Origin of the sequence: Psychromonas sp. SP041, assembly GCF_000470315.2 — a bacterium.
Taxonomy (GTDB): domain Bacteria; phylum Pseudomonadota; class Gammaproteobacteria; order Enterobacterales; family Psychromonadaceae; genus Psychromonas.
This window is the reverse complement of record NZ_CBRF02000002.1, coordinates 1-12,447: the sequence shown is the minus strand read 5'-3', so window position 1 is coordinate 12,447 and position 12,447 is coordinate 1. Positions and strand designations below refer to the sequence as shown.

Below are 12,447 nucleotides of genomic sequence, written 5' to 3'. Positions count from 1 at the left end.
TAGTTAAAACGGGTCATCTACCACTAAATTAATACAGTCCGCAACGCTCTAAAATAGGGGTTTCAGCTTTAATTTGCATATTATTTGCACTTTTGCTATTCCAAAATGCAATATTTTTTTATAAAATGAGAGGTTAACCTTATATCTGGCACAATTTATTCCCCCCCTATACGTTTTTATATTAGAGAGCTGAAATGTTATTAGATTCATACTACACCCAGCAAGGCAGCAACATTACAATTAGTGCACAACAAGCAAGTACTTTTGCTAAAAAAGAATGCCAAGATTTTAACCCTATTCACGATCCTAATTCAAAACGATTTTGTGTTCCTGGCGATCTGTTATTTGCGCTAGCATTAAAAGAATATGGTGTTAGTGAATCAATGAGCTTCACCTTTACTAATATGGTTGGTGATAATGTGCCATTAAACTTTCCTGTAGCAACAGGCGGTAATATTGTTATTACTAACGAACAAGGTAAAAGTGTTTTAGAAATAACACAATCAGGCAATACCAGTCACGATCCTCAATTGATTGAATCGTTGATTAAAAACTATGTCGTTTTTTCTGGTCAAAATTTTCCTACATTGTTAATGCCATTAATGAAGAAACATCAAGTGATGTTCAATCCAGCTCGCCCATTAGTAATGTACAACAGCATGAACTTTGAATTTGATAACTTAACACTAACTAATCCATTACATGTTGAGCTAGCAGAAAGTAAACTTGAAGTAGAAGCAAAACGTGCTAATGAGTTTTTGCACTTTGATATTTATGACGGCAATAATGTTATTGGACGTGGCATTAAATCGGTAGTAGTTGGAGGTCTAAAGCCATATGACCATAATTCAATTACAGCCTTTGCAGAAAATTACCTATCAAATCGAAACGCTTTTTAAATGAGTGAACAACGTTACCACATAAAAATCCAATGTATTGGGACACCTCAATACACTGGCTTTTTTAGTTTTAAATACTTTTAAGCTTTTCAGCCTAGATGAAGTCTTAATGCTAATTTCATTAAGGTCGAAAACGTAAATTATCACTCGATAACTGATCGATAGACGTTTTACCCATCAACTTCATATCACGCTCCAACTCGGCACGCATTAAACCCAATGCCCTTTCTACACCCGGTTGACCTGCTGCAGCAAGCGGATACAAATACATCCGGCCAATACCTACCGCTTTTGCACCTAACGATAATGCTTTTAATACATGCGTACCACGCTGTATGCCACTATCAAAAATAACATCTATTTCGTCACCGACTTCTGCCACTATTTCAGCTAATTGATCAAAAGAACTGCGTGAACCGTCTAATTGACGTCCACCATGATTAGAGATAATGATACCCGTACAACCAATTTCAACGGCTTTTCTCGCGTCTTCTCGGCTCATAATGCCTTTTAAACAAAATTGGCCATCCCAAAATTTAACCATCTCCGCCACATCATCCCAGTTCATTGAGGGATCCAACATATTCGTAAAGTAATCGCCGATTGATGTCGCGCCTTTCCCCATGTCCACATGCTCTTCGAGCTGCGGTAAACTAAAAGGTTCGTGGGTAACATAATTAATGCCCCACATCGGTTTAAGCACAAATTGCAACAGACCACTTAGGTTTAAACGAAATGGAATTGAAAAGCCCGTACGTAGGTCACGCTCACGATTCCCCCCCGTAATTGAGTCAACCGTTAACATCATCACTTGCACGCCAGCCGCTTTTGCGCGCTCCATCATCACTTTGTTTAATTCACGGTCTTTATGAAAGTAAAATTGATAAACCTGAGGAGTATTGGTTTGTTTCGCAATCTCTTCCATGCTTACCGTACCCAAAGATGATACGCCAAACATGGTGCCATACTTTTCAGCAGCAGCGGCAACCGCCCTTTCACCTTGATGATGAAATAAACGTTGTAATGCAGTTGGTGAACAATAAACTGGCATAGCTAGTTTTTGACCCATCACGGTGACCGATAAATCTACATCTTTCACACCTGTTAATACACTCGGTATTAAATCACAGGTTTCAAAAGCCGTGGTGTTACGTCTGTAAGTGGTTTCGTCATCAGCTCCACCATCAATATAATTAAAAATAGGACCAGGTAAACGCTTTTTAGCCAAGGTACGAAAATCTTGAAAGTTATGACAATCCTTTAATCTCATTAGCTTCACTGTAATATTCCTTATCTTTTAATTATCTGTGAGTGCGATCTTATGACTTACTATAGTCTTTGATTGATTTCTAATAAATACGACATAAAATAATAGACTCTTTCCTAAAACGGCGTAATAAAATTGAATTCTGCAGATCTCACTTTATTTGCTTATGTTGCGGATACTGGTTCTTTCAGTAAAGCCGCACTGCAAGCTGATTTATCAACGCCAGCACTCAGTAAAAGAATTACTAAACTAGAGCAGTCTCTTGGCGTACAACTTATCCATCGTACTACGCGTCGTCTCAGCTTGACCGAAGCAGGTGAAAGCCTTTATGTTCATGCTAAAAATATAGAAGGCCAAGTCAGCGATGCGATTGCGTCTGTCTCAGCCTTTAGCCAAGGTTTAAGCGGACACATCAAATTATCCGTGCCGACTATCTCTGGCGAACTATTACTCGCCGAGGCCATTGCTGATTTTTGTCAACAATACCCAAATATCAGTGTCGATATGCGCCTTGAAAACAACTTCGTTAACCTCGTTGAAGAAGGTCTCGATTTAGCTGTACGAACAGGAATATTGGAAGACTCTAGTTTAATAGCAAAACCATTAATTCAATCTAACTGGGTGGTATGTTGCTCACCAAGCTATAGAGATAAATATGGTGATGTCACTACCATTGAAGCGCTCAAAACACATAATTGTCTTGCTTATACTTATCAGGCGCAGGGATCTTTTGACTGGCGATTCACTAAAGGTGGAATAGAGGAAACGGTTCGCATCAGCGGCAGTTTAGCCACCAATAATGCACAGGCATTACGTAAAGCAGCCTTAGCAGGTTTTGGTATTGTCTATGTACCTCGTTGTTGTGTTTATGAAGATCTACAAAAAGGGAAGTTAATCAGTATGTTAACTGATTATACACCGAGACAACTCGGCGTGTATGCCATCTACCCTTTCACTAAACATTTACCTGAAAAGTTGAAGCGTTTAATTGAACACCTTAAACAAGCTTATGCAGATAAAAAAGAATACTTTTAAACAAACTAATGAGATGAATAATCTCTCTATAGACTTCATAAAAAAACAAAAAAATTTTACACTAACTCTTGAAAACTATTTTTAGCCCCCCTAAATATAATAGTGTGATGCGATGACACACTGATAATGACTCATCGCTTATTGTTTTATTTTATTTACTCCAAGGAGACTTATGATGAATACAATTGATTTAACTCCCCTTTACCGTAATAGTGTTGGCTTTGATCGATTAGCCTCATTGATTGATCACGCGTTAAGCACAGACACAAAAGCATCAGGTTACCCACCTTATAATATCGAAATACTGGGTGAAAATGAGTATACGATATCACTTGCTGTAGCAGGTTTTTCACAAGACGAGTTAAATATTCAAGTTGAAAAAGGCGTATTAACTATTTCAGGCAATAAACAGAATACGCAAGAAGAGCACAAATATTTACACCAAGGGATCCCTCACCAATCCTTCGAACGTAAATTCAATTTGGCAGATTATGTTGAAGTAACAGGCGCAGCTCTCTCTAATGGTTTGTTAAATATTAACTTGGTTAAAGAGATCCCAGAAACCATGAAACCTAAAAAGATTTCAATCAATCAAGTTGATAAATCTTTAACTCACCAAAAACAAGAAAAAGTGATTAACGATAACAGTAAAAATAAAGACAAAGTCGCTTAAAAGCTTTTTTATCAATAGGATAAAGTGGGCACAAAAAAGAGGCAGTAAAACTGCCTCTTTACTTTGGGTAAACTTATATTTATTTATACCAATGGAATTAAATAAGTGATTAGAGATTGCGCAGGAAAAATTAACACTAATAAGGCGTGAGTTGTAGGAGATAGTTGTTCTCACTTCAAAACTCACAACGCAGTTAGGGGTGACTTTAACCAGCAAGAATGATCACCTTATTAATTCTTTTGGTATTACACTGCATATATAACACCTTCAAACACAACGTGAAATACAGCAGTAATTAGCAGTCTCAGAAATGGCTGATTAAAAGGGAAACCTGAAAGTACTACACGTCAATTATATGGCTGAGTATATGGTAGCGTTAGCTGCTTAGCAGTTATGTACTTCAAGGTTGAATCTGCCTCTTATAACAGCCTCATATTTTTTCTTAGAAAATACATCGTAAAAGGTAAAACTAAAAATATAAGTAGTCAAAAAATTATGGATGTCACATACTTCCTCTTTCAGGCGATTTAGTCTTCTTACTTCTGTAAGTAATGCTTATTGACGATAATAAACGCCACAACAACAACATTAAAGTTTAAGGATACAAAACAATGGGATACAGTGACTTCGCAAATATTTTCTCAGAAAAAACCACATATAAACCAGTTGAAACATTTGCCATGGAGCATCGTATCGATTTAGCTGAACTTAAGACAACAACCACGGCAGTATTGAAAGAAAGTGGAAAGTTACCCGCTATTAAACATATCAATGCATTCTTCGGTTTAAGTCGACCGCTTCCACTGTTTTCAACAAAAAATTACGTTGAGCAAATCGAAGCTGAGTTAGCTATAGGTAATGACTAAATAGAGCAATGTTCATGGATGAATGGTACTTTTTAAGTGTGGATAGCAAATATTTATTGGCATGCAATAACGACATGATAAAAAGATAGAACTAAAAATATCACAATTAAGTTATTAGGTGCTGCACACTTTCTCTTTTGAACACCTGATTTGAAAACTATTTATAGTATAATTAAACAACTATTAACCCATTACAGAATAACTTTGATCATTAAATAGTCTTGATACTTATCATTCACAACAATATTAATATAGGGAAATAAATATGAACGAATCAAATGAATTGATACCTTTACTCTTAGCGCTTATTGCCGGTGGCCTTATTGGCTTTCTTATTTATCATTTAACACTTGGTAAAAGCAAAGCTTCTAAACAACAAGAAGAGCTTGATAAAAACAAAATAGAATTGGAAACATACAAAACACAAGTCAATGAGCACTTTAATAGTAGCGCAGAACTAATGGGACAAGTGGCGAATAGCTACCAAGCTCTTTACAATCACATGGCAGATCAATCACAGTCACTATTAGGCGAGACAGCAACCACTCAATTTCCATTATTAAAACAATCAGATGATACAGATGAAGAAATTGAAATAGCTGAAACTGAAATTAAACCGGAGGAAGTTGAAGCAACTGACACTGAAGTTAACCCGGAAGAAGCTGAAGCAACTGACACTGAAGTTAACTCTGAAGACGTTGAAACAACTGACACTGAAGTGAAATCTGAAGAAGCTGAAGCAACTGACACTGAAGTTAAATCGGCAGAAGCTGAAGCAACTGACACTGAAGTGAAATCAGAAGATCCTGAAACAACTAAAACTGAAGAAGCTGAAACTGAAGTTAAAAAAGAAGAAACAAAGTAAAGTTGGTAACCCAGATAAAATATAGTCTGAACTGATACAGTTAGTTGCAATTGCGACTATATGATATCTATAAATAATCCTACATAATTGCCTTTTAGAGCGTATTTAAATATTAGCTAAAAGGTTTGGATATCCTGTACTTTTTCTTTTATTTTTTTAGTTCGTCTGCGCTCATTTGGGCAATTAGGCTCTTATCAACTGAGATTTCACCCTGTCGGCGACATCCTTTCTTTTACCAGAAAAGAAAGGATGCAAAGAAACTGGCCACCGGATCACTTTCTTATCCAAACGCTAATTGCCTTTCTTAACGCACCAGCTCATTCAGCACATCCATGTGCTGAATGAACTTACAGCAAACGTCCTGTTTGCTGTTGCTGAAAGTCATTTATCGCTTGGGAAAGCTTTACGGTGGGAAAGTTGTAGCCACATCGAGCATCGTTTTTATTGGGATTTTGATGTCGTATTTTTAAAAGGCAAAAAACAAAACTTGACCCTATTTTCCTTTAAAAGCAGACTACTTTTTAAATATTGATTAAAGGTTTGGATGCCCAGCCTTATCTAATATTGTTCATTCATAGCAAACATAGCTAAAGAATTAAAAAAGGTAAAAGGAAGGTCTCCCCCCGCAATTATTTTTACTAAATCATAAATTGTTTAATTCTCAGCGAATAAAAATGATTATTGTTTATAAATCCATTTTCATAATCACCTAGAATCCATGTATTCGCTAAGAATATGAATTATAAGTATTTCTATGTGTTATATTAATTGAACATAAATTAAACAACTGGAATAAAAACAAAATGAAAATTAGATTATTAGCACTATTGTTTTTTATTAGCCCTTCTGTATTCGCAGAACAAACATGTGGAAAAGTCACCATTGCAGAAATGAGTTGGGCATCTGCAACCTTGATAGCCAATATTGATAGTTTTATTTTAGAAAAAGGGTTTGGTTGTGAAACAGAACTAATCCCAGGAGATAACACAATAACATTGACCTCAATGTACGAAAGAGGCGACCCCGATATCGCGCCAGAAATATGGACTAATGCATTTAAAGAAATACTCGAAAAAGGTATCAATGATAAGCGGATACGTTATGGCGGTAAATCACTAAGTGATGGTGGAGAAGAAGGTTTTTGGGTGCCTAAATATATGGTAGATGAATACCCTGAACTATCGACTATTCAAGGAGTTATTAAACATGCAAAACTCTTCACACATCCAGAAGATCCTGATAAATCTGCTTTTTATAGCTGCCCTTCTAGCTGGAGCTGTCAAACTGCCTCAGCTAATTTATTCACTGCACTCGAACTAGATAAAGCAGATTTTGATTTAATTGATCCAGGTTCAGGCGTTGCACTTTCAGCCTCGCTTGCTAAAGCAAACTTCCAACATAAACCTTGGTTTGGCTACTACTGGGCACCGACAGCAGTCCTAGGTAAATATGATATGGTCAAAGTCGATTTTGGCACAGGTGTAGATGAAGATGAATATGCCAACTGCACAACCAATATCGATTGTGAATCACCTAAAGTAACCATGCATCCACCAACAATAGTTTATACAGTGATTACTGAACCTTTTGCAGTTCGCGAACCTCAAATTGTGAAATACATGAATAAGCGTAGTTTTACTAATGCCCAAATGAACAAATTATTAGCTTGGGTAGAAGAAAATCAGGCTGATGGTAAAACTGCGATGGAATATTTTTTAACTGCAAGACCAGATATTTGGCGTACATGGTTAACACCAGAAATAGCTGATAAAGTTGCCAAGGCACTTTAATCATTTATTTAAATTTAATATGAACATGACAGAACTAAAAAATAATAATAAAACAATCCGCGAGTCAGCTCATTATGCTTTTTATGTATGTTGCTGACTCTTGGTGCGACCCCTGAAAATTAAAAAAGAAACGATAACATTGTTAAATAATGACTCTATTCGTACACAATTAGACTTAGATATTCATCACCTTGTAGTATTTGGGGATAGCATGTCTGACAACGGCTTTGAAAATGGACATGGCTTTCAACGCTACTCCAATGGCAAAGTGTGGGCTGAATATTTAGCCAAAAAAATGGATTTAACAACTCTTGATGTTAGAGCTTGGGGCGGAGCTACATCAGGTAAAGGGAACTATCGAAGTAATGCGAGAGATTGGTCTGGGTTGTTATGGCAAACCGAACAATATACACCAGCAACAAATATGGACAATACATTAGTCGTAGTTGAGATTGGCTACAACGACTTACATGATCCAGATATCAACATATCTGCAATACAAGTGATGGAAAACGTAATAGAGGGATTAAAACAACTATTCTCTAAAGGCGTAAAACACATACTTCTTTGGAATCTAAATACGACCTTAGTATTCCCAGGTTATACGGATAAAAATTATCAGAGTTTTAATTATTATCAGAACAAAAATGAAACCGCACAAAGTACATTTAAAGAATATAACCAACTAATTAATTTAGCAATTCATGAACTCAATCAAAAGTATCAAACAATAACGATTGATTTATTTGATGCAAACTTAGCTATAAATGAAATTTCTAAAAAGTTTGAAAATATCACAACACCGTGGATAGAAACAGGTAAATATCCTAAAATAGGTCAATGGTTCTGGTTTGATCATTGGCATTATATGACCGAAGCCCATAGTAAAATAGCTGATTACCTTTATAAATATTTATCACCTACAAATAATAGTTTTCACAATAAACCTTAGATTCAGGCGTTTTTTTTACTGCTTTTTATTTTAGAAAAAACGATGACAGCCGTTATGCATCCAGTTGAGAAAGTTATTAGACTGGAGCTTAACTGACTACCCGAATTCAATAATTACATTTATATAATAAAGCACTTTTTTCTAACATATCAACCGTAATAGCTTCAAGCGCTCGCTTATTACCTAACCCAAAAATTGATTTTAATATTGAAATAGAGTCTACTGCTTCACTATTGAAAGAACGACAAAACTCAAAGCTACTCATGTCGACATCGAATTTTTCAGTGGTGGAAAGTATGGGACATCCAATATTTTAAAAAATATCAATAGAACATTAATCAATACGGCTTGATATTAATAACTTCAACTATTGTCAGCCCAATAATAGTTTAGGTATTAACTCGTCTTCGCTCGTCCTGTCTAATTAATGTTTATAATATTTGGGTGTCCCGTACTTTTGTAAGCCAGATTGTAAACTTGGACATCCATTAATTTAAAGTTTACAAATAACGTTGCTGGTTAATAATAAAAAATTACAATTAATTGAAATTGAAGTAAATAATAGCTTTTTCAGATATGACTGATTTTAGCGGCCGCTAATTGGTGTCTTTATTATGTATTCAATAGAAAAATAGACTAGTTAATGCAGCCGTAATTCATTTTTACTAGCTATCCAACGCTTGCCTGTATTACCGGCATAAGCTGCTAATGCTTCTAAAGAGCCCACTGCACCGTGATAATCTTTTCCAAAACTACTCGCCAGTGATAACCAAACATCATTTTCTAAGCCTAATGTTGATAATAACCTAGGTCGTTGGCTTGAAATAGCCCCCCGTTTATCTTCTCTAATGATACGACCACTCCAATCCACTAACTCAATATAATCTAATAATGAAAATGGAATACCTTGAGTTGATTGTTCATTTTCGTCACCTACGAAACCAAATAAAAGTTTTTTAGTAAAAGCGTATTCTAGTGGCTTTTCTTGTTGCTGAGCAACACCAGCTTTTTTGCAAGGTAATAGGCGCTCATAAGCTGATGTATATTCTGATGTTTCAACGCTAGTTGCCATTTTGGCGCGAATTGGATTTAGGTCGACATAGGCCATACAGGTTAATAACGCATCTTCGTCTAGTAATGCTTGTGACTTGAATCTTCCCTCCCAGAAACGACCTGAACATTCATCTTCTTTATTCGCTTTCCGCGCAATGAATTCATTTAAACAGCGCATAAACCATGAGATATCAGCTAATCGCCCTCTCCACCCATTAATAATAGTTAATGCGGCTTTATTTTCTGCTTCTGAGGTGGTTTGCTCGGATTGCCAACGCTCAACTAATACAGGTGTTGAATAGAGCTGACACCAACGCTCACAAACTTCTTCATGCGTTAGGTTTTCATTATGTTGCTCATCTATGTGCAATACGAGATGATAATGGTTGGACATGATAGCGTAAGCGCAGATATCAATATTAAAAAGAGAAGCGAGGTAATGCATTCGCTCAACAACCCACTGACGGCGATGTTCAAAGGATTTCTCGGTGTACTTATCTTCACCACATAAATAAGCGCGGCGAACACAACGCGAAACACAGTGGTAATAAGGTGTATCAGATAATGATACTTGTGATTGGCGAGATTGAGTCATAATAAACTACCTCCTAAATGCAAAAATACGCATTTATAAAAGATAGTTTAACGATGGCAATTATTCAAATAGATGGGTGTCCAGATCTTCTTGTTAGGACAATCAAACTATGAAAGAATTTTGAATGGAAATTTATCTATACAGCGACCGTTACTAAAAAAATACTATGGAGCTTCTGTTTTATAAAACTTATGATCTCGGTCTAGGAAAACAACATAAAACGTATTATGATCATATTTTTTTTGTGCATCATCAGAAAGGTTTTTTATTGATGATTTAGAAATCACAAAACCTACTAAACGGACTTTGTTACCTAACCTGAATCTAGCCCAATGTGCATCAGCAGGAACATGTTTAGGATGTTTGAAGTCTGAATTATTAGGGAAGTCCCCATAATATTCCAGAACTTTTAGCCCTCCCCCTCCTGTTCTTTGGTTCTTCCAATAATTTAAAGATTGCTCAGTATACTCTTTGAATTTATGTAAAAGATTAGTTAAAGATGAGCAACCTGTATTATAACTCCAATCAGAAAAATCTTGAGCCACGAGCTGATTACTATCAAAATATGAAAGGTTAAACTTACATTTTGTTTCAATTTTTGAAACTTCAATTATTGTCTCAGGCAAAGAATCAACAAAACTATTGGAGAGCTTATTGTTGCTAAAGTTTTTCTTCGACATCTGTATCCTCACTTAATTCTTTTGTTACACGAGATACAAGACCACTAACAGATTTTGGAACTCCACCTATTTTCCCTTTTTGATATAAAGGTGAAATAGGTCGATCATTCCTCAACATAGATATGGAATCTAAGCGGTAACAATAGCTTTCATTTTGATCCTTATTAACTAAAATTGTTCTATAACGTCCTAGAGAGTCAATAACCTCCGTATTATGTGCAGTAATAATTAATTGAGTCCTTTTCGGGTTAGTTTTAGGGTTCACGAATAATTCAATGATTTCAGGAAGTATCATTGAATGTAAATGGATATCAAATTCATCAAAAATTAAAATACCACCAAGTTTTAAAGCAAACCAATACTTAGATAAATTATTAAATAATACTTTCGTTCCCATTGATTCATCAGCATATAATAAAGGATGCTCTTGACCATTAAACTCATGAATAAAAACAGGGTAATCAATATCTTTACCAGTGCTATCTTTAGAAGTTAGTATTTCAATCCTTTTAATTCCATCATCTCCAGACACAATTACTGATTTTATAAAATCTAAAGCATCAGAATTAGACTTATAAAAAGTAGCCTTACTATTAGTTAGATCACTATCACTATTTACTCTCATGCCATTCGATCCGACATTTGATATAAATAGATTGAACATATTAGAAATATTCTTTAAGTCTTGAATCGCGCTATGGAAGTTATAATCAGATGTTAAACTAATAAGTGATTGATCTTCTTTTAGTTTAATATTTTTCAGTTCATTATATTCAGACAGCGAATGAGTTATCTGATTGTATTTTCTTTCCAGAAAGATGACGTCTTTACTGTTATCTTCGTTTTTATTTCGAATGAATAATTCTCTAATAATTCCATGCTTATTTACATCAAGCTCATAATAGTAAAGAACACCATTACTAATGAATTCAAGGTAAAATTCAGATGGAGCTTTTGAGAAGAAAAATGAGTCTATTGGTAAACTAACTTCATCAGCATCACCTTTTTTATTCTCCTGCTTAGTTGTCATTCGTTTATTTACAAAATAAAATAGAAATGATAGCGCTTTAAGTACGTTTGTTTTACCCGAACCATTACTGCCCTTGATGCCAAGGACAGTACCCAAAAGTTCACCGTTAGAAACTGATACAGGGGTATTACCATCATACTCAAAGCTTATTTCAGCTCCTTCTTTAAAAGAAGAAAAATTTTTAAATCCAAATTTTTTAATCATCGAAATTCCTTGCTTCATAAAAAACGTATTGCTCAAATACTTTAATAGCTTATATAGTACAGCATTATCATTTCAGAACCACCTCTAAAATAGATAATTTGACAAATATGACAAATGTTTTTAGCTAAATTTAGATTCCTATTTATTAGATAAACTACGTTGGATAGTAATAATTTTTTATAAAAATAAGGGGGATATAATATTAAAACATAACATCTTATTAGATAACAAAATGTCACCTTTCCAACGGAAAGATGGCAAATATCTAATGATTAATAATAGACTTAGACTAATGCAATTATCATTTTAATCAACAATTTAAAATAAAAATGAAATATAAGTCATGTAAAAAGACAACAAAATGTAATATTTACGGCGGAAAGATGGCAAACGCACTACACTGTATAAATAAGGCTCTGTTGTACTTAAGTGTTGTTTGTATTTATTCTGTTAATTTTAAAGTGCGCATTCAACCCATACCTGTTCAGAATGCTCTTTATTTTGTGCCATAAAACGAAACCAACTTAGGTAATTCTCT

General features: G+C 35.0%; 11 protein-coding genes. 7 read left to right on the top strand and 4 right to left on the bottom strand.

From position 1 onward, the window contains the following. Nucleotides 1–194: 194 nt before the first annotated feature. Entirely contained in the window at nucleotides 195–899 is a 705-nt protein-coding gene (locus SP041_RS01460) for a DUF3581 domain-containing protein (protein WP_137297274.1), read from the top strand. A gap of 121 nt (nucleotides 900–1,020) precedes the next feature. Here SP041_RS01460 and SP041_RS01455 read toward each other — a convergent pair whose 3' ends face one another. Then, entirely contained in the window at nucleotides 1,021–2,169 is a 1,149-nt protein-coding gene (locus tag SP041_RS01455; RefSeq protein WP_137297348.1) for an alpha-hydroxy acid oxidase, read from the bottom strand. 132 nt (nucleotides 2,170–2,301) lie between these two features. On the opposite strand from SP041_RS01455, the gene SP041_RS01450 reads away from it, so the two are divergent. From SP041_RS01450 to SP041_RS01425, 6 genes are all read left to right on the top strand, one after another. After that, entirely contained in the window at nucleotides 2,302–3,201 is a 900-nt protein-coding gene (locus SP041_RS01450) for a LysR family transcriptional regulator (RefSeq protein WP_137297273.1), read from the top strand. 175 nt (nucleotides 3,202–3,376) lie between these two features. After that, nucleotides 3,377–3,874 carry an Hsp20 family protein gene (locus tag SP041_RS01445; protein WP_137297347.1) on the top strand — a complete coding sequence of 166 codons (498 nt, stop codon included), beginning with the start codon at nucleotides 3,377–3,379 and terminating at the stop codon, nucleotides 3,872–3,874. A gap of 611 nt (nucleotides 3,875–4,485) precedes the next feature. Next, nucleotides 4,486–4,740 (top strand): hypothetical protein, encoded by a 255-nt coding sequence (locus SP041_RS01440; RefSeq protein ID WP_025565798.1) that lies wholly within the window; start codon nucleotides 4,486–4,488, stop codon nucleotides 4,738–4,740. A 265-nt stretch (nucleotides 4,741–5,005) separates the two neighbouring features. After that, nucleotides 5,006–5,605, top strand: coding sequence for a DUF1043 family protein (locus tag SP041_RS01435; protein WP_025565797.1), 600 nt, complete (start codon nucleotides 5,006–5,008; stop codon nucleotides 5,603–5,605). 803 nt (nucleotides 5,606–6,408) lie between these two features. Then, nucleotides 6,409–7,395, top strand: coding sequence for an ABC transporter substrate-binding protein (locus SP041_RS01430; protein ID WP_025565796.1), 987 nt, complete (start codon nucleotides 6,409–6,411; stop codon nucleotides 7,393–7,395). 103 nt (nucleotides 7,396–7,498) lie between these two features. Further along, nucleotides 7,499–8,347 carry an SGNH/GDSL hydrolase family protein gene (locus SP041_RS01425; protein ID WP_276607142.1) on the top strand — a complete coding sequence of 283 codons (849 nt, stop codon included), beginning with the start codon at nucleotides 7,499–7,501 and terminating at the stop codon, nucleotides 8,345–8,347. Between the two features lie 640 nt (nucleotides 8,348–8,987). On the opposite strand, the gene SP041_RS01420 is transcribed toward SP041_RS01425, so the two are convergent. The 3 genes from SP041_RS01420 to SP041_RS01410 all read right to left on the bottom strand — a co-directional run bounded on the left by SP041_RS01420 (nucleotide 8,988) and on the right by SP041_RS01410 (nucleotide 11,909). Further along, a complete protein-coding gene (locus tag SP041_RS01420) occupies nucleotides 8,988–9,995 on the bottom strand; it encodes a transposase (RefSeq protein ID WP_137297272.1) in 1,008 nt (335 codons plus the stop codon). Between the two features lie 164 nt (nucleotides 9,996–10,159). Continuing rightward, nucleotides 10,160–10,675 (bottom strand): hypothetical protein, encoded by a 516-nt coding sequence (locus SP041_RS01415; RefSeq protein ID WP_025564784.1) that lies wholly within the window; start codon nucleotides 10,673–10,675, stop codon nucleotides 10,160–10,162. Further along, nucleotides 10,656–11,909: an ATP-binding protein gene (locus SP041_RS01410; RefSeq protein WP_025564783.1), complete on the bottom strand. Its 1,254-nt coding sequence runs from the start codon at nucleotides 11,907–11,909 to the stop codon at nucleotides 10,656–10,658. Before SP041_RS01410 ends, SP041_RS01415 begins: the two co-directional genes overlap by 20 nt. Nucleotides 11,910–12,447 lie beyond the last annotated feature (538 nt).